This is a genomic window from Streptacidiphilus melanogenes, from assembly GCF_000787835.1.
GTDB lineage: Bacteria > Actinomycetota > Actinomycetes > Streptomycetales > Streptomycetaceae > Streptacidiphilus > Streptacidiphilus melanogenes.
In genome coordinates this window covers 93,375-110,949 of record NZ_BBPP01000017.1, presented here as the reverse complement: position 1 = coordinate 110,949, position 17,575 = coordinate 93,375, and the positions used below count along the sequence as shown (strand labels likewise).

Here is a 17,575-nt window from a genome sequence, read left to right as displayed (position 1 = left end):
CCGCCGCCTCGTCGCGCGGGGCCGCGGCGGCCGCCGACGCGCCCTCGTCCGCGCCCGCACCGCCCCCGGCCGGTGTGGCGGCGAGCTCCGCACGCTCGGCGCGTCTGCGGCGCCCGGCCAGCCAGGACTCGGCCCACTCTGGGACGTCGACTCCCGTCAGTGTGTCGGCGGACCACAGGAGCAACAGCCCGAGCGCGTGCTTGCAGGGGAACTTCCGGCTCGGACAGGAGCACTGGTACGCGGGCCCGTCGAGGGCGACGACCGTCTGGTACGGGCGCGACCCGCTGCCCTTGCAGGCACCCCAGACCGCCTCCGCGCTCGCTCCCGTGCCGGACCACGGGGCCGACTCGGCGAGCTTGGCCGCGGCCTTCTGTGAGGGGGAGTCAGGAGCGAGGGAGAGAACGTGATCGGTACTCCAGCGATCGTTCATGCCTTCGACGTTAGGGCGCGCCACTGACAACCGGGACGGCTGCACCGGGGCCGGGTTGTCCACAGGCCCGCCCGATTGTCAGACCCTGGGTGCAGAGTGGTTCTCGCAGGCGGCACTCCGAGCCGAGAGTGCCCATCCGATGCCTTTTGACCTGCGTTCCTTCCTTTCTGACGCCCTGGTGCCTCTCTCTTGAGGAGACGTATGTCCACGTCCCTGTCATCACCCCTGTCACCGCTCTCGCGGGACGAGTCCGCGGTGCTGAGGCCGCACGCCGAGACGGCGTACGCCGCCGAGCTCGCAGCGCTGGCCGCCGCGGACGACCGGCCGCGCCCGGAGCGCTGGCTGCTGTCGCCGTGGGCGGTGGCCACCTACCTGCTCGGCGGCACGCTGCCGGACGGCACGGTCGTCACGCCCAAGTACGTCGGGCCGCGCCGGATCGTCGAGGTCGCCGTCACGACGCTGGCCACGGACCGCGCGCTGCTGCTCCTCGGTGTGCCGGGCACGGCCAAGACGTGGGTCTCCGAGCATCTCGCCGCCGCGGTCAGCGGGGATTCGACCCTGCTCGTCCAGGGCACGGCCGGCACACCGGAGGAGGCGATCCGCTACGGCTGGAACTACGCCCGACTGCTGGCGGAGGGACCCAGCAGGGAGGCGCTGGTGCCGAGCCCCGTGCTACGAGCCATGGCCGAGGGCAAGACCGCGCGGGTCGAGGAGCTGACCCGCATCCCGGCCGACGTGCAGGACACCCTGATCACCATCCTCTCCGAGAAGACGCTGCCGATACCGGAGTTGGGGGAGGAGGTGCAGGCGGTCCGCGGCTTCAACCTGATCGCCACGGCCAACGACCGCGACCGCGGCGTCAACGAGCTCTCGTCGGCGCTGCGCCGCCGCTTCAACACCGTGGTGCTGCCGCTCCCGGCCACCTTGGACGACGAGGTGGCGATCGTCGCCCGTCGGGTCTCGGAGCTGGGGCGCTCGCTCGATCTGCCCGAGCTGCCGAGCGCGCTGACGGAGATCCAGCGGGTGGTGACGGTCTTCCGGGAGTTGCGCGACGGTGTCACGGCCGACGGGCGGACCAAGCTCAAGTCGCCCTCGGGCACCCTCTCGACGGCCGAGGCCATCTCGGTCGTCACCAACGGGCTGGCGCTGGCTGCGCACTTCGGCGACGGGCAACTGCGCGCCGCGGACGTGGCCGCAGGTCTGCTCGGCGCGGTCGTGCGCGAGCCCGCGACGGACCGGCTGGTCTGGCAGGAGTACCTGGAGTCCGTCGTACGCGAGCGAGCGGACTGGAAGGACTTCTACCGCTCCTGCCGCGACGCGTCCGCGCTCTGAGCAGTCCGGGGAAGTCCGAGGAAGGGGGATGGCTTTGACAACGTCGCAGGGAACAACGTCGCCGGGAACAAGGTCGCCGGGAACCAATGGGGGAACGACGGTCGCGCTGCTGGGTGTGCGCCATCACGGACCGGGTTCGGCGCGGGCTGTCGGCGCCGCGCTCGCCCAGTTCCGACCCGACGCGGTGCTGATCGAGGGACCGCCGGAGGGGGACGCACTGCTGTCGTTGGCGGCGAGCAAGGAGATGACGCCGCCGGTCGCTCTCCTTGCCCACGTCGTGGACGAGCCCTCTCGCGCAGCGTTCTGGCCCTTCGCAGCCTTCTCGCCGGAATGGGTTGCGCTGCAGCATGCACTCGACGCCGAGGTGCCGGTCCGCTTCATCGACCTGCCCGCCGCGCACACCTTCGCGCTCGCCGTCCGCGACGGGACGGGGGGCGAGCCGCCCAGGGCCGACCACGCCGGGGAGGTGGTCTCCGTCACCAGCGACGACGGGGACGGCGACATCCGGCGCAGCGACGACGGGGGCAGCGACGCCCGAGGCTGTGAGGGCCGGGGTGGCGACGACGGGGACGCGGCCGAGCGGCAGCGCGCCGAGCGGTTCGATCCGATCGCCGAACTCGCCAGGGCGGCGGGGCAGGAGGACGCCGAGCGCTGGTGGGACGACGTCGTCGAGCACGTGGGTCACGAGGTACGGGCCGGTGGAGAGGGCTCGGACGTCGGGCCGGACGTGGGGGCCGTGCCGGGAGCGGCGCCCGCGCGAGCCGCACCCGACGCACTGGCTCCGTTCGAGGCGCTGGCGGAGGCCATGACGGCGCTCCGCGAGCGGGCGCCCGACGCGCCGGAGGACGCGCGCCGCGAGGCGTACATGCGCAAGCAGATACGGGCGGCCGCCCGGGCCGGGCACCAGCGCATCGCCGTGGTCTGCGGCGCGTGGCACTTACCGGCGCTCGCGGCCAAGGTCACCGTGGCGGCGGACAACGCCCTGCTGAAGGGGTTGCCCAAGGCCGCCGTCGAGGTCACCTGGGTGCCGTGGACGCATCGGCGTCTGGCCCAGCACACCGGCTACGGCGCGGGCATCGCCTCGCCCGGCTGGTACCAGCACCTCTTCGAGGCGGGCGGGCACCATGTCGTCGAGCGGTGGTTCGCCAGGATGGCGGCGCTGTTGCGGGAGGAGGACCACGCGGTCTCCTCGGCGCACGTCATCGAGGCGGTCCGGCTCGCCGCGACTCTGGCCGCCGTGCGCGGGCGGCCGTTGGCGGGCCTGACGGAGACGATCGATGCGGCACGGGCGGTGCTCTGCGACGGCTCGGACGTTCCGTTGCGCCTGATCGAGGAGAAGCTCATCGTCGGCGACGCGCTGGGGCAGGTGCCCGAGGCGGCGCCCGCGGTGCCGCTGCAAAGGGACCTGACGAAGCTTCAACGAAGGCTGCGCCTCAAGCCCGAGGCGCGGGTTCGGGCTCTCGACCTGGACCTGCGCAAGGAGCTCGACGCCGAGCGGAGTCGGCTGCTGCACCGGCTGGCGCTGCTCGGCATCAACTGGGCGGTGCCCGCCGCCTCCCGGACCCGGTCGACGGGAACGTTCCGGGAGAGCTGGGAGCTCGCCTGGGAGCCGGAGTTGGCGGTGCGGGTGGCCGAGGCCGGCGTCTGGGGCACGACGGTCGAGGCCGCGGCCTCGGCGCGGACGGCGGCGCGCGCCGTGGAGGCGCAGCGGTTGGGGGACGTCACCGCGTTGGCGGAGTGCTGCCTGCTGGCGGCGTTGCCGGAGGCACTCCCGGTCGTCCTGCGCTGCCTGGGCGACCGGGCCGCGCTGGACACCGACGTCGCGCACCTCGCCGAGGCGCTGCCCGCTCTGGTGCGCTCGCTGCGCTACGGCGACGTGCGGGCGACGGGTACCACGCTGCTCGCAGAGCTCGCGGGCTCCCTCGCCACCCGCATCTGCATCGGCCTTCCGGCCGCCGCCACCGCCGTGGACCCGGCAGCGGCGCAGGCGCTCGCCGAGCACGTCGCCGCCACGCACACGGCGGTCGGGCTCCTCACCACGGCACGGGCGGACCTGGGCGGCACCGCCGAGCCGGCCCTTACCGCCGTTCCGGTCGATGTTGCTGACGCCGACTCCGAAGCCCACTGCGATCCCGTGCAGGCCACCGATCCCGCACAAGCCACACATGCTGCAGAGGCCACGGATCCCGCACAGGCCACCGATACCCCACAGGCCACCGATACCGCACAGCCCACGGATTCCTCCGGAGCCGCCCAGCCCGAGGCCACCCGTCGCGCCCGTACCGTCGGCGCCGAGGGGGAGGGGCTGCGGGCACGTTGGGAGGCGTGTCTGCGGACGCTGGTCGCTCGGGAGACGGTGGCCGCCGTGGTGCGCGGACGGGCGGCCCGACTGCTCCTTGACGACGGTGGGCTTGCGGACGAGGAGGCAGCGCGGCTCCTGGGGCTTGCGCTGACGCCAGGCGTGCCGCCGGCCGAGGGCGCGGCGTGGGTGGACGGATTCCTCGCCGGGAGCGGGGTGCTGCTGGTGCACGACCGGCGCCTGCTCCAGCTCGTCGACGCGTGGATCGCGGCGATCCCGGCGGCGGCCTTCCCGGACGTCCTGCCGCTGCTGCGACGCACGTTCTCCCGCCTGGAGGCGGGGGTCCGGCGCGGTGTGGGCGAGCTGATCCGTGCGGGCGCCCGGGACTCGCCCGGGGGCATGGCGGGGGAGGCGCCGCGAGGCTTCGCCGCCGAGCTGGACGTCGCGCGGGCCGGCCCGGCTCTGGCCACCGTGCACCTGATACTCGGACGCCTCCAGGGAGAGGAAGGACCTCGATGACCTCCACCGCAGTCACAGGGCGCACCCCGGAGCCCGGCACGTCGACGGCAGGTGGCGACACGTCTGCCGATCGGGAGGAGCAGCTGCGGCGCTGGCGGCTGGTGCTCGGCGGCGAGGCCGACGGGACGGGATGCTCGCTGAGCGGCCGGGATGCCACCATGGACCGGACGTTGGCCGCCGTGTACGCGGCGCGCGGCGAGGGTGGCCCGCGCAGCGGCGGGCTCGGTGGATCGGCGCCGCAGGTCGCGCGCTGGCTGGGCGACATCCGCAGCTACTTCCCGAGCAGCGTCGTCCAGGTGATGCAGCAGGACGCCATCGAACGTCTCGGCCTGACCCGGCTGCTGATGGAACCGGAGATGCTGGAGGCGGTCGAGCCCGACGTGCACCTCGTCGGGACGCTGATGTCCCTCGGCAGGGCGCTGCCGGAGACGACGCGGGAGACGGCCCGCGCCGTCGTTCGCAAGGTGGTCGCGGATCTGGAGCGGCGCATCGCCACGAAGACCCGCTCCGTGGTCGGGGGCGCGCTCGACCGGAGTGCCCGGTCGAACAGGCCGCGGCACCGCGACATCGACTGGGACCGCACCATTCGGGCGAATCTGCGCAACTACCTTCCGGAGCAGCGCACCGTCGTTCCGGAGCGGCTGGTCGGATACGCGCGGGCGCAGCAGGCGCTGAAGAAGGAGGTGATCCTCTGCATCGACCAGTCCGGTTCGATGGCGGCCTCGGTCGTCCACTCGTCCGTCTTCGGGGCCGTGCTGGCGTCCATGCCGTCGCTGCGCATCCGGCTGGTGGTCTTCGACACCTCCGTCGTCGATCTGACCGAGGAGCTGTCGGATCCGGTGGACGTGCTGTTCGGTGTCCAACTCGGCGGGGGAACGGACATCAACCGGGCGCTGGCCTACTGCCAGTCGAAGATCTCCCGGCCGGCGGACACCGTGGTGGTGCTGATCAGCGATCTCTACGAGGGCGGCATCCGCGACGAGATGCTCAAGCGGGTCGCGGCGATGAAGGCCGCGGGCGTGGAGTTCGTCGCGCTGCTGGCGCTGAGCGACGAGGGCGCTCCCGCCTACGACCGCGAGCACGCGGCGGCGCTGGCCGCCCTCGGCGCCCCCGCCTTCGCCTGCACGCCGGACCTGTTTCCCGAGGTGATGGCCGCCGCTCTGCAGAAGCGCCCGCTGCCGATTCCGGAGCCGTAGGCGTCGTACGGGCCGGACTCGGGGGAAGGCAGGGCTCGCGGGTCCCCGCAGCTCACCGGGAAGGCAGGGCTCGCGGGTTCCCAGAGCTCACCGGGGAAGGCAGGGCTCGCGGGTCCGGAGGGGTCAGCGGGGGAGCCGGAGGGCGGCCCAGACGGTCTTGCCCTCGTGGCCGGGGCGGGGGAGCGAGCCCCAGGCGGCGGCGAAGGTGTCGATGAGGAGCATGCCGCGGCCGCACTCGTCGTCCTCGGCGGGTTGCTCGACCTGGGGGATGTCCTCGCCGTCCTCGTCGTCGACCTCGACGAAGAGCAGGCCGCGCGCACTCCACAGGCGGCAGTGCAGGCGGCGGCTGGAGGTGTGGCGGACGGCGTTGCCGACCAGTTCGGACATGCACAGCTCGGTGTCGGCGAGCGTCTCGGGGCGCAGTCGCCACATGGCCGCGGTGATCCGGACGAACTGGCGGGCCCGGGTGACCGACTCGGCCTCGGCGCCGAAGGTGGCGGCGGCCTGCCGATCCATCGGCCAGGTGGAGCGCGCGGTGCCGAGCTGGGAGAAGTCCGTGGGCGGGCACGCAGCAGCGGAACGGTTCGGCAAGGGGGCCGAGGGTGGTGCGGGGTCCGGCTCCGGGGCTTCCTCGGTCCGCTCGGGACCGAGGCCGGGTCTGTGTGTGCTCTGCATCGTGCGTCCGCTTCCAGGAGGCACAGGTGGCGGCGACCCACCGTTCGCTGTGACGTATCCGTTATACCCGGCGCGCCCGCGTCGCACGGGCCGTTCCGGTGATCCCGATCTTTCCGGACACGCCGGGCGGACTCGGACCCGCGCGGACCGGCCCGGACGGCTGCCCGAACGCCGCAGCCGGGCGGTGAACGATTGGCGCCCCGGGCGTGTCGGACGGTGGTCGAACCGGGGCGCAGCCTGCCCGCCGCCCCGCCGTACCCTCGTTGTGATGGTTATCACCGGCCCGGGAGGGCTCCCTGGTGAACCCCGGCCCTCGGACAGGGATAACCTGCGAGACGGACATGCCGCGTGCCACGCCGCCGTGTGCTCCCCGTAGCGAAGGCGCCGACGCGAGGTCCCTGCCAGGACCCGCGTACCCCGCCGGAGCGGTCCGTGCGGCACGCTGGGAAGACAAGCAGTCGCGATCACAAGGACGGACACGCGTGGATCTCTTCGAGTACCAGGCGAGGGACCTCTTCGCCAAGCACGGTGTACCGGTGCTGGACGGTGAAGTCATCGAGACTCCGGAGGCCGCTGCTGCGGTCGCCGAGCGCCTGGGCGGCCGCGCGGTCGTCAAGGCTCAGGTGAAGGTCGGTGGCCGCGGCAAGGCCGGCGGCGTCAAGCTGGCCGCCGACCCGGCGGACGCCGTGGAGAAGGCCCGGGCCATCCTCGGGATGGACATCAAGGGCCACACCGTCCACAAGGTGATGCTCGCCCAGACGGCGGACATCAAGGAGGAGTACTACGTCTCCTTCCTCCTGGACCGGACCAACCGGACCTTCCTGGCCATGGCCTCCGTCCAGGGTGGCGTGGAGATCGAGGTCGTCGCCGAGGAGAACCCCGAGGCGCTGGCGAAGATCTCCGTCGACGCCGTCGAGGGTGTGACCCCGGCCAAGGCCGCCGAGATCGTCGCCGCGGCCAAGTTCCCGGCCGAGATCGCCGACCAGGTCGCCGAGGTCCTGCAGAAGCTGTGGACCGTCTTCATTGCCGAGGACGCCCTGCTCGTCGAGGTCAACCCGCTGGTCAAGACCGGTGACGGCAAGATCATCGCGCTCGACGGCAAGGTCTCCCTGGACGCGAACGCCGACTTCCGCCAGCCGGAGCACGAGGCGCTCGAGGACAAGGCCGCCGCCAACCCGCTCGAGGCGAAGGCCAAGGAGAAGGGCCTCAACTACGTCAAGCTCGAGGGCGAGGTCGGCATCATCGGCAACGGCGCGGGTCTCGTCATGAGCACCCTGGACGTCGTCGCCTACGCCGGTGAGAACCACGGTGGCGTGAAGCCCGCCAACTTCCTCGACATCGGTGGCGGCGCCTCCGCCGAGGTCATGGCGAACGGCCTGGAGATCATCCTGGGCGACCCGGACGTCAAGTCCGTCTTCGTCAACGTCTTCGGTGGCATCACCGCGTGCGACGCGGTCGCCAACGGCATCGTCCAGGCGCTGGAGCTGCTCTCCAGCAAGGGCGAGCAGGTCACCAAGCCGCTGGTCGTCCGTCTGGACGGCAACAACGCCGAGCTGGGTCGCAAGATCCTGACCGACGCGAACCACCCGCTCGTGCAGCAGGTGGACACCATGGACGGCGCGGCCGACAAGGCCGCCGAGCTCGCGGCTGCGAAGTAAGGGCTGGGGAACCGAAATGGCTATCTTCCTCACCAAGGACAGCAAGGTCATCGTCCAGGGCATGACCGGCTCCGAGGGCATGAAGCACACCCGCCGCATGCTCGCCTCCGGCACCGACATCGTCGGTGGCGTGAACCCGCGCAAGGCCGGCACCACGGTTGACGTCGACGGCACCGAGGTGCCCGTCTTCGGCACCGTCAAGGAGGCCATCGAGGCCACCGGCGCAGACGTCTCCGTCATCTTCGTGCCGCCGGCGTTCACCAAGAGCGCGGTCATCGAGGCCATCGACGCCGAGATCCCGCTGGCCGTCGTCATCACCGAGGGCGTGCCGGTCCACGACACCGCCAACTTCTGGGCCTACAACAACCAGAAGGGCAACAAGACCCGCATCATCGGTCCGAACTGCCCGGGCCTGATCAGCCCCGGACAGTCCAACGCGGGCATCATCCCGGCCGACATCACCAAGGCCGGCCGCATCGGTCTGGTGTCGAAGTCCGGCACCCTGACCTACCAGATGATGTACGAGCTGTCCGACATCGGCTTCTCCTCGGCCGTCGGCATCGGTGGCGACCCGGTCATCGGCACCACCCACATCGACGCGCTGCAGGCGTTCCAGGACGACCCGGAGACCGACATCATCGTGATGATCGGTGAGATCGGCGGCGACGCCGAGGAGCGTGCGGCCGCGTACATCAAGGAGCACATCACCAAGCCGGTCGTCGGCTACGTGGCGGGCTTCACCGCGCCCGAGGGCAAGACCATGGGCCACGCCGGCGCCATCGTCTCCGGCTCCTCCGGCACCGCGCAGGCCAAGAAGGAGGCCCTCGAGGCCGCCGGTGTCAAGGTCGGCAAGACGCCGTCCGAGACCGCTCGCCTGGCGCGTCAGCTGATCGGCTGAGCATGCCACCCAGGCGCTGAGGCGCTGAAGTGCTGAAGTGCTGAAGTGCCCGGCTGAAGGGCCGTCCCCGCGTTCGCTCGCGGGGGCGGCCCTTTTGCCTGCACGGGGTCCGGTCAGTCGAGGGCGGTGACGTTTCGTGGGTGGGGCTGGTGCGGGTGGCCCTGTGGGTGCCCGCCCGCAGCGCCGGGGTGCCCGGGGCCCCCGGGCTTGGCCTGGCCCGCGGGCTTGCCCGGGGCACCCCGGCGGCCGGGGTGCCTGCGGCCCTTGTGGGACCGTTTCTTGGCGTCGCCGGAGGTGTCCTGGCTCTGCTGGACCAGGCCGGGGCCGGTCGTGAAGGCGGTGATCGGCGGGGCCGGAACCTTCGGCGGCTGGAAGTCGGCGGTCGGCGCGTCATTCGCGGTGCCCATGATGGTGGCGCGAGTGGGATGCGGGACCACGGGCCGCTCCGCCGGGTGCATCGGTGTGCCCAAGACCGCTCCCGCGCCGAGGAAGGCCGCCGTTGCCAGAGCGAGGGCCCCTGCGGCCAGGGTCAGCCCGCCGTCGTGCAGACGCGCGCGGGTGCGGGTGACGTGGGCCGGGATCTGCTCGGGCGTACTCGCGAAGGCACGGACCGCGGCTGCCCGCAGCCGGTCGCCGAGCCGTCGTCCGAACCCCGCCGCCTCCGGATCCGGGCCGGCGATCTCCGGCAGTGCCTCGGCCATCGTGCGACGGGCGCGGGCGACGCGCCCGAACGTGACGGGCGTGCTGCCCTCGACCTCGGCCGCGGTCTGCGCCCAGTCCAGGCCGATCACGTCGTGCAGGACCAGGGCCCGGCGCTGGGGACGAGGCAGTCGCATCAGCGTCCGCAGCAGAGCGCGGTCCTGTGCGCCCGGCGTCGCGTCCGGTGTGTGGCCGACGGCGTCGTCGACGTCGACCGTGGCGGTGCGCTGCGCCCGGAGACGGGGGAGGCGGAAGGCGTGCTGCATGCGGGGGCCCCCGCCGTGCCAGGGGGAGAGCGCGAGATCGAAGGCGGCGGCACGGAGCCAGCCCTCGGGTGAGGGATCGGCGCTGACCGTCGTCCAGTTCGTCCAGGCGAGCTGGAATGCCCGCCGTACGCAGTGGGCCGCGCGGTGGCGGTTCACGGTGAGCAGGAACGTCTGCCAGGTCAGTTCCGGTGCGAGCGACGCGTACAGCGCGTCGAAGGCCTCCCGTGTCGCAGGGAGCGCGGCGGAGGCGACGGGAGCGGGTGGCGCGACGTGCGGAAAGGCCCCGGCGGACGCCGATGCGGCGGGCGTGCTGTTCGACGGCTCCCGCCCGGCCGCGTGCCCGACGGCCTCCGCCTCGACGCTCCGGGTCCCGGCCACCGCGGCATGCCCCGACCCGAGGGCTCCGTGCCGGCCCGGGCTGATGGGGGCCGGTGCCAGCGAGGACAGGGACGGCGCGTCACCGATGCCGGCGGCCGACGCGGCGTCGGGTTCAGTGCACCTCGGTCGGGCGGCGTCGGGCTGGGCGGGGTCGGGCTGGGCGGTGTCGGGCTGGGCGGGGTTCCCGCCGGCGGTGCTCCGGGCAGCCTTGTCCCGGTCGGCCGAGCGGGTGCGGGCCGCTGCAGTCGTGGCCTGTGCCGGGTGAGCGGGCGTGGCGGTCTCTCCCACGGCTGGGGGCCTGCGTGGCTTGTCGGCGGCGGCACGGGTGCCCTGGGGCCGCCGCCTGTCACCGCCGGGCCGCTTGTCACCGTTGGACCGGCTCTCACCGGTTGGCTGCTTCTCGGCGCCGGGCCGGTTCTCGCCGGGGGACTGCTTCCCACCGCTGGGCCGGTTGTCGCCGCTCGTCCGCTTGGCGCTGCCGACCCGGGTGCCCGCAGAAGGCCGCCTTTCGCCGCCTGCCCGGGTGGCCGTCGCGGCCTGCTCCTGCGCGTGGGGCCGTTTGTCCGCCTTTGCCTGTGAGTTCTTTCTGCCTGGTGACGTGGCGTCGGGTGGGACCCCTGTGGGCGGCGTTGACGCGCCGTCGGGAGCCTTCGACGGCGTCGAGGCCGAAGAGGTGTCCGCCTGGGGATAGGACGCGCGGCGGGTGGCCTGCGCCTGACGTTTCGTGCGGGCGCGCGAGGAGCGCGAGGAGTTCGGGGGGTCCTGAGGTGGCGTCATGCGAGCCCCGCAGGGGTCGTCGTGGCCATCTGGAGGCTCAGTCGCATATATGAATTGTTGGATCAAAGAGTGACAACTGCATGTTTTGCGACAGATCGGGCGTGTCACGTGCCGACCCTGGACCATGGCACTCTTCGACCGACCCGCTCTCCTCGCCGGTGCCGGTGCGGCTCTCGCGGGGTGGGGCATCGTGGCCGTGCCGGTGCTGCTGCTGTGGGTGGCGACGCCGTACGCGGACGGCGATCTGACGGCCGTTCCGCGGCTCGCGGCGGCGCTGTGGCTGCTCGCGCACGGTGGACCGCTGCGCTGGGACGGAGTGGCAGGGCACGCTGCGCTCGGTGTCGCGCCGTTGCTGGTGACGGCGCTCGTCGCGGGGCTGGTGCATCATGCCGCGGCTCGGACCGGGCGTCGGCGGGACGTGGTGGTCGGCTACCTCGGGGTCGCCGTGCCTGCCGCACTACTGGGACTGGGGAGCGAACCCCGGACGGAACCGGTGCCGGACCTGTTCTGGGCGGGGCTGCTCGCGCTGCTCGCCGCGATGGCGGGCGCGCACCGGAGCACGGGCGAGTGGGGTCTCGCGGCCGCCTGGCGCGCGGTGCAGGCGCGTGGCGAATGGCTGGGCGTGTGGCCCGTCCCTGCGCCGGACGGCGGATTGGCGCGGCGTCTGGAGTGGATGCGCACCCTCGCGCCGCAGCGCGACCAGGCGCTGCGGGCGGGTCTCGCAGGTGCGCTCGCCCTGCTGGGTGGCGGGGCTGCGGTCCTGACGGTCTCGATCTTCGTGCATCTGGGCGCCGCGGGCACGTCTGCGGCGCTGCTCGCGTCGGATCTGCCGGGGCGGTCGTCGCTGATGCTGCTCTGCGTCGTCCTCGTCCCGAACGCGGCGCTCTGGGCCGGGGCCTACGCACTCGGTACCGGGTTCACCCTGGGCGGGCACGCCGCCGCACTCGGTTCGCAGCCCCTCGCGCCACTGGCGCTGCCGTTGCTCGCGGACGGGCCGGCACCTGGGCGGTCCGTTCTCGGGTTCGCCGCACTCGTGGTGCCGCTCGCCTCGGGCGGTGTGGTCGGCTGGGCCCTCACGCGTCACGTCGGGGCCGTCGCCACGGCACCCGACGGCGCAAAGGCCACGCAGTCCGAGGGACCGGAGCCGACGAAGGGAGCCGTCGACGCCGGCGACGTCGAGGGGTACGTCGAGGAGCACTCGGAGCCCGGGGATGCCGGGCCGACCCGCGGCTGGGCGGCCCTTGCGCTGGTCGTGCTCGGGGCCTCGGCCTGGACGGGACTGGTGGCGGGCGCCGCGGCCCGGTGGGCGGGCGGGTCGCTGGGCGACGGCGCGCTGGCCGAGGTCGGCCCGCCGGTCGGCTGGACCGCGCTGGCGGCCTTCGGCTGGACCTTCACGGTGGCGCTTCCGACCGCGTTGCTGCTGCGCTGGTTGCGCACGCGGGCGACGACTCCGAAGACGCCGCCCAAGCCTGCGGCCGACGTCGTCCCCGCGGCCGGGGCCGCTGCCGCCGACACGTCCGGGGCCGACAAGTCTGCGGCGGCCGGCACGCCCACGTCCGACGTTCGTGCAGGCTGGGCTCATCCAGGCGACGTTCGGCCAGGGGCCGAACGTGCTGCCGGTACGACGCCCGCGGCGGCGGCTCTCGCAGCCCTGATCGACGGGGCCGACTGGGGTTTCCCGGCGGCGGAGGAGCTCGACCTTGATCCCGGTCGTCCCGGCAGCAGGCCCGAGGGCCCGGGCCCCAGCCTCGATGCCGCATCCGGCACCGGCATCGGCACCGGCACCGGCATCGGCACGGGCATCGACACCCACACCGACCCCGGCACGACGTCGGGGCAGCGACGTACTGCCCCGACGTCCCAGTGACGCCTCAGCTGCCGTTGAACTGGGTGAGCCACGTCGGCGGGCGCGGCGAGACGGAGGTGGCACACGCGTCGTAGGAGGTCTTGGTCAGGGCGTTCGCCTGGCAGTCGTAGTAGCTCTTGTAGTACAGCTGCACGCCGAAGACCGCGCCGACGAGCGCCAGGCTGACCGCGCCCGCGACGAGGCCGCCGAGAGCGGCCGGGACCTGCGGGCGGGTGGACGGCGCGGGGTAGTACGGGGAGCTCTGCGGCATCGGCGCGGCCCCGGACAGGGCGGCGGTCTTCGCCGAGGACGACGGCTTCACCTCGCCGCGCAGCGCGCTGACACCCCAGTAGAGCGCGAGCGCGCCCAGCAGCAGGGTGAGGTAGGGGACGCCGAGCACCATGAAGAAGAAGCCCCAGATGCCGCTGAGCAGGGCCAGCCGGGAGCGGCGCAGCACCGGGTCGTTGGGGTCGTAGCGCGGACCGGGCGGCGGATAGGGGAAACGCGGCAGGGGCGGCTGCTGACCCTGGTAGCCGGGGCTCCACGGGTGCGGCGGCGGAACCTGGGCGCGGCCGCGCGGCGGCGCGCCGGGCGCATCGGCGTCGCCGGGGGCGTCGCCTTCGGGCGCGGGCGGCGGCGTGCCCTCACCCGTGCCGATTCCCTCTCCGGACCCGGGGCGCGCGTCCGGCGAACCCGTAGGACCGAAGCCCGAGCCGACGGAGCCGCCGGCACCGCCCGTCCCACCGGAGCCACCCGACGTACCGGAACCGCCCGGCCTGCCGGAACCGCTGCTCTCGTGCGGGCCGGCGGCGTGCGTGACCGGGCCGCGTGGCTGCCAGGGGCGGTCCGGCGCACCCTCGGGCGGAGGGGCGAAGGCATCCCGCGCCGGGGCGCCGGTCTTGGTGGTGTCGCCGCTGTGGCCCATGGTCTTCGCCGTAACTCCTGATCGCCTGCCCGTACGCGTACACGCATCGTGCACGCTCGTGTGTGCACCGTGCGCGCGTACCTCTCGTCTGCGGACCGCCCGCGGTGGTCCGCAGGGACACCCTCTCACTTGGCGGGGCCCTGTGGCGTGCGACCCCAGGATGATCGTCGGTCGTGACGGGGCCCGGCGCGGGGCCGTGGCGGGGTCCGGCCGGGGTCGGGTCGGGGTCTGGGGTGCGGGGTCGTGCGAGCGTGCCGGTAAAGTTGCTGACGGACGGCGCGCCCCCGAGGTTCCCGTCCGGTCCGCAGGACGGCTGCGGGCACTCTTCGGCGGATGCGGATGCCGGTCACAGGATGACACCCCGCGTCGGCCACCGAATGAGCTCGACGCACGGCCCGGCGGCGCGACGCGCGCAAGACGCGTGACGGCAGCGCAACGCAGCGCGGCACCGGACGGCGGAGAGCCCGACCTGAAGGACCGAGCAGTGGCTCTTGCGCCCGGAAGTGCACCGCTGGACTTCGCCGCCCCCGCGGCGCCGGCCCGACTCGTGGTCCTGGTCTCCGGCTCCGGTACCAACCTCCAGGCGCTCATCGACGCGGCCGACGACCCGGCCTACGGCGCGACGATCGTCGCCGTCGGGGCGGACCGCGACGGCATCGCGGGGCTCGAGCGGGCCGAGAAGGCGGGCATCCCCACCTTCGTGCACCGGGTGAAGGACTACCCCGAGCGCACCGACTGGGACGCCGCACTGACCGCCGCCACCGCTTTCCACGAGCCGGACCTGGTGGTCTCGGCCGGTTTCATGAAGATCCTCGGCGGCGAGTTCATGCGCCGCTTCGAGGGCCGCATCGTCAACACCCACCCCGCCCTCCTCCCCTCCTTCCCCGGTGCGCACGGCGTGCGCGACGCGCTGGCGTACGGGGTCAAGGTCACCGGCTGCACCGTGCACCTGGTGGACGAGGGCGTGGACACCGGACCGATCATCGCCCAGGGCGTGATCGAGGTCGCCGACTCGGACTACCAGGACGAGGGCGAGGCGCTCCACGAGCGCATCAAGAACGTCGAGCGGAAACTGCTCGTCGACGCCGTGGGACGGATGGCCCGCGAGGGCCACCGGGTCGACGGACGCCGGGTGCTCATCCCGGCGCCCGTCGAGTAGTCCGGGGACTCCCAGACGACCCACGGGACAACACATCAACCGCACCGGCGGGGTGGTCATCTCGCCGGGGCATTGCAGAAGGATTCGGTAATGAGCTCAGGCAGCAACCAGCCGCAGCCCACCTCCGAGAACGTTCGTCCCATCCGTCGGGCGCTCGTCAGCGTCTACGACAAGACCGGCCTCGAAGAGCTGGCCCAGGGCCTGCACGCGGCCGGAGTCGAGCTGGTCTCCACCGGCTCGACCGCGGCGAAGATCGCCGGCGCGGGCGTGCCGGTCACTCCGGTCGAGGAACTGACCGGCTTCCCCGAGTGCCTCGACGGTCGCGTGAAGACCCTGCACCCGCGCGTGCACGCCGGCATCCTGGCCGACCTGCGCCTGGAGTCTCACCGTGCGCAGCTCGAGGAGCTGGGCGTCGCGCCCTTCGACCTCGTCGTCGTCAACCTGTACCCGTTCGCCGCGACCGTCGCCTCCGGCGCGACCCCGGACGAGTGCGTGGAGCAGATCGACATCGGCGGCCCGTCCATGGTCCGCGCCGCCGCCAAGAACCACCCTTCGGTGGCCGTGGTCACCTCGCCCGCGCGCTACGCGGACGTGCTGAAGGCCGTCGCCGACGGCGGTTTCGAGCTGGCCGCCCGCAAGCGTCTGGCCGGTGAGGCGTTCGCGCACACCGCCGCCTACGACGTGGCCGTGGCGTCCTGGTTCGCCGACGGCTACGCGCCCGCCGACGAGGAGCGATTCCCGCAGTTCCTCGGCTCCACGTTCCAGCGCGAGAACGTGCTGCGCTACGGCGAGAACCCGCACCAGGCCGCCGCGCTCTACGTGGACGGCAGCGGCAAGGGCATCGCCGCGGCCGAGCAGCTGCACGGCAAGGAGATGTCGTACAACAACTACGCCGACACGGACGCCGCGATCCGTGCCGCGTACGACCAGGCCGAGCCGTGCGTCGCGATCATCAAGCACGCCAACCCGTGCGGTATCGCGATCGGCGCGGACGTCGCCGAGGCGCACCGCAAGGCGCACGAGTGCGACCCGGTCTCGGCGTTCGGCGGCGTCATCGCCGTGAACCGTCCGGTCACGGTGGCGCTGGCCGAGCAGATCGCGCCGATCTTCACCGAGGTCGTCTTCGCCCCGGACTACGAGCCGGGCGCGGTCGAGGTGCTGGCGCAGAAGAAGAACATCCGGGTGCTGCGCGGCACCCCGGCGCTGCCGGCGGTGGAGACCCGCGCGGTGACCGGCGGCATGCTGCTGCAGCAGGCCGACCGGATCGACGCCGCCGGTGACGATCCGTCGACCTGGACGCTGGCCTGTGGCGAGGCGCTCTCCGAGGCGGAGCTGGCCGAGCTGGCCTTCGCCTGGCGGGCATGCCGCGCCGTCAAGTCGAACGCGATCCTGCTGGCCAAGGGCGGCGCCTCGGTGGGCGTCGGCATGGGCCAGGTCAACCGGGTCGACTCCGCGCGTCTGGCGGTCCAGCGGGCGGGCGAGCGGGCCCAGGGCTCCTTCGCCGCCTCGGACGCGTTCTTCCCGTTCCCCGACGGGCTGGAGGTGCTGACCGAGGCCGGCGTCAAGGCCGTGGTGCAGCCTGGCGGTTCGGTCCGCGACGACCTGGTGGTGGAGGCCGCGAAGGCGGCCGGCGTCACCATGTACCTCACCGGCACACGGCACTTCTTCCACTGAGGCGAAGTGACCTGACGCCATGACGAAGGCCCGCCGCTCCTCCTCGGTGCGGCGGGCCTTCGCGCTTTCGCGCTGCTACGGCAGCGCGTCGGTCAGCTCGACTTGACGACCACGGTGTTCATGATCTTGTCGGCGAAGGTCTGCTTCTTCGCGTCCCACAGCGGCCACAGGTAGCCGATGCAGCAGATGCTGTCGAGGACGTGGGCGACCTCGCGCACGATCGCCGGACCGACCTGCAGCTGCTGGCCGTCGGCCTCGCGCACGCCGCGGATGTTGACGGCCTTCTGGCCCAGGGACTGGCCCATGGTGCCCTTCATCACGCCGATGCCGACCAGCACCAGGACGCTGACGAAGAAGCTGCCGGCCTCGTAGGCACCGGTGTTGCTGCTGATGGTGCCGTCCGCGTTGATCGTGGTGGACGGGCCGTCGACGGCGAACAGGATGATGTACGGGATCAGCCCGACGACGATCGTGTCGATGATGCGCGCCACCACGCGGGCGCCCCAGCTGGCGTAGGAGTTCTGCACGTAGCCCGCGTACGGGTCCTGGCCGACCGGGTAGGCCGGGTACTGGCCCTGCTGCGGGTAGCCGTAGGCCTGCTGCTGCGCGTACGGGTCCGCCGGAGGCTGCTGCGGGTAGCCGTAGGCCGCCTGGTCCTGGGGCTGCTGCTGGGGGTAGCCATAACCCGGCTGCTGCGGCTGCTGACCGTAAGGGTTCTGCGGCTGCTGCGGCTGGCCGTAAGGGTTGTTCGGGTCGGGCGGGTAGCTCATGTTCGTGCCTCCGGGCAGGGATGCGTGGTGAGAAGTGGGTGTGCTGACAGGCGGTGAGATTATCGGAGTGCAGT

13 protein-coding genes are annotated in these 17,575 nt (G+C 72.9%); 8 read left to right on the top strand and 5 right to left on the bottom strand.

Annotated features, from left to right (window positions below; genetic code table 11):
- Positions 1 to 430: SWIM zinc finger family protein (locus TR49_RS19840; protein ID WP_042383331.1), on the bottom strand; the 430-nt coding region annotated here is incomplete at its 3' end.
- A gap of 201 nt (positions 431 to 631) precedes the next feature.
- Here TR49_RS19840 and TR49_RS19835 point away from each other — a divergent pair.
- Genes TR49_RS19835 through TR49_RS19825 form a run of 3 tightly spaced genes read left to right on the top strand, consistent with a single transcriptional unit; the run spans position 632 to position 5,776 of the window.
- The gene (locus tag TR49_RS19835) at positions 632 to 1,762 is read left to right on the top strand and encodes an ATP-binding protein (protein ID WP_042383329.1); all 1,131 of its coding nucleotides are present in this window, start codon (positions 632 to 634) and stop codon (positions 1,760 to 1,762) included.
- A 28-nt stretch (positions 1,763 to 1,790) separates the two neighbouring features.
- Positions 1,791 to 4,580 carry a DUF5682 family protein gene (locus tag TR49_RS19830; protein ID WP_439654116.1) on the top strand — a complete coding sequence of 930 codons (2,790 nt, stop codon included), beginning with the start codon at positions 1,791 to 1,793 and terminating at the stop codon, positions 4,578 to 4,580.
- Positions 4,577 to 5,776 carry a vWA domain-containing protein gene (locus TR49_RS19825; RefSeq protein WP_042383327.1) on the top strand — a complete coding sequence of 400 codons (1,200 nt, stop codon included), beginning with the start codon at positions 4,577 to 4,579 and terminating at the stop codon, positions 5,774 to 5,776. The genes TR49_RS19830 and TR49_RS19825 overlap by 4 nt, the downstream gene beginning before the upstream one ends.
- A 123-nt stretch (positions 5,777 to 5,899) precedes the next feature.
- On the opposite strand, the gene TR49_RS19820 is transcribed toward TR49_RS19825, so the two are convergent.
- Entirely contained in the window at positions 5,900 to 6,367 is a 468-nt protein-coding gene (locus TR49_RS19820; RefSeq protein WP_052434457.1) for an ATP-binding protein, read from the bottom strand.
- Between the two features lie 566 nt (positions 6,368 to 6,933).
- Here TR49_RS19820 and sucC point away from each other — a divergent pair.
- On the top strand, positions 6,934 to 8,109 hold the full coding sequence (sucC, locus tag TR49_RS19815) for an ADP-forming succinate--CoA ligase subunit beta (RefSeq protein WP_042383326.1): 1,176 nt from the start codon (positions 6,934 to 6,936) through the stop codon (positions 8,107 to 8,109).
- Between the two features lie 16 nt (positions 8,110 to 8,125).
- The gene (gene sucD / locus TR49_RS19810; protein WP_042383325.1) at positions 8,126 to 9,007 is read left to right on the top strand and encodes a succinate--CoA ligase subunit alpha; all 882 of its coding nucleotides are present in this window, start codon (positions 8,126 to 8,128) and stop codon (positions 9,005 to 9,007) included.
- A gap of 113 nt (positions 9,008 to 9,120) precedes the next feature.
- Here the strand turns inward: sucD and TR49_RS40140 are convergent, their stop codons facing one another.
- On the bottom strand, positions 9,121 to 10,638 hold the full coding sequence (locus TR49_RS40140) for an RNA polymerase sigma factor (RefSeq protein ID WP_052434456.1): 1,518 nt from the start codon (positions 10,636 to 10,638) through the stop codon (positions 9,121 to 9,123).
- 613 nt (positions 10,639 to 11,251) lie between these two features.
- Between TR49_RS40140 and TR49_RS19800 the strand changes: the two genes are divergently transcribed.
- A complete protein-coding gene (locus TR49_RS19800) occupies positions 11,252 to 12,994 on the top strand; it encodes a cell division protein PerM (protein ID WP_042383323.1) in 1,743 nt (580 codons plus the stop codon).
- Positions 12,995 to 12,998: 4 nt separating this feature from the next.
- Here the strand turns inward: TR49_RS19800 and TR49_RS40135 are convergent, their stop codons facing one another.
- On the bottom strand, positions 12,999 to 13,898 hold the full coding sequence (locus TR49_RS40135) for a hypothetical protein (protein ID WP_052434455.1): 900 nt from the start codon (positions 13,896 to 13,898) through the stop codon (positions 12,999 to 13,001).
- 484 nt (positions 13,899 to 14,382) lie between these two features.
- On the opposite strand from TR49_RS40135, the gene purN reads away from it, so the two are divergent.
- Positions 14,383 to 15,057, top strand: coding sequence for a phosphoribosylglycinamide formyltransferase (gene purN, locus TR49_RS41600; protein ID WP_152627357.1), 675 nt, complete (start codon positions 14,383 to 14,385; stop codon positions 15,055 to 15,057).
- A gap of 90 nt (positions 15,058 to 15,147) precedes the next feature.
- Positions 15,148 to 16,731, top strand: coding sequence for a bifunctional phosphoribosylaminoimidazolecarboxamide formyltransferase/IMP cyclohydrolase (gene purH / locus TR49_RS19785; protein ID WP_042383322.1), 1,584 nt, complete (start codon positions 15,148 to 15,150; stop codon positions 16,729 to 16,731).
- A 92-nt stretch (positions 16,732 to 16,823) separates the two neighbouring features.
- Here the strand turns inward: purH and TR49_RS19780 are convergent, their stop codons facing one another.
- On the bottom strand, positions 16,824 to 17,501 hold the full coding sequence (locus tag TR49_RS19780; RefSeq protein ID WP_042383321.1) for an RDD family protein: 678 nt from the start codon (positions 17,499 to 17,501) through the stop codon (positions 16,824 to 16,826).
- Positions 17,502 to 17,575: the final 74 nt, after the last annotated feature.

Excerpts from the sequence above, each read along its gene's own strand:
- purH (WP_042383322.1), top strand. The coding sequence starts at position 15,148 with ATGAGCTCAGGCAGCAACCAGCCGCAGCCCACCTCCGAGAACGTTCGT.
- TR49_RS19825 (WP_042383327.1), top strand. The coding sequence starts at position 4,577 with ATGACCTCCACCGCAGTCACAGGGCGCACCCCGGAGCCCGGCACGTCG.
- TR49_RS19780 (WP_042383321.1), bottom strand. The coding sequence starts at position 17,501 with ATGAGCTACCCGCCCGACCCGAACAACCCTTACGGCCAGCCGCAGCAG.
- sucD (WP_042383325.1), top strand. The coding sequence starts at position 8,126 with ATGGCTATCTTCCTCACCAAGGACAGCAAGGTCATCGTCCAGGGCATG.
- TR49_RS19830 (WP_439654116.1), top strand. The coding sequence starts at position 1,791 with ATGGCTTTGACAACGTCGCAGGGAACAACGTCGCCGGGAACAAGGTCG.
- TR49_RS40135 (WP_052434455.1), bottom strand. The coding sequence starts at position 13,898 with ATGGGCCACAGCGGCGACACCACCAAGACCGGCGCCCCGGCGCGGGAT.
- TR49_RS19835 (WP_042383329.1), top strand. The coding sequence starts at position 632 with ATGTCCACGTCCCTGTCATCACCCCTGTCACCGCTCTCGCGGGACGAG.
- TR49_RS19800 (WP_042383323.1), top strand. The coding sequence starts at position 11,252 with ATGGCACTCTTCGACCGACCCGCTCTCCTCGCCGGTGCCGGTGCGGCT.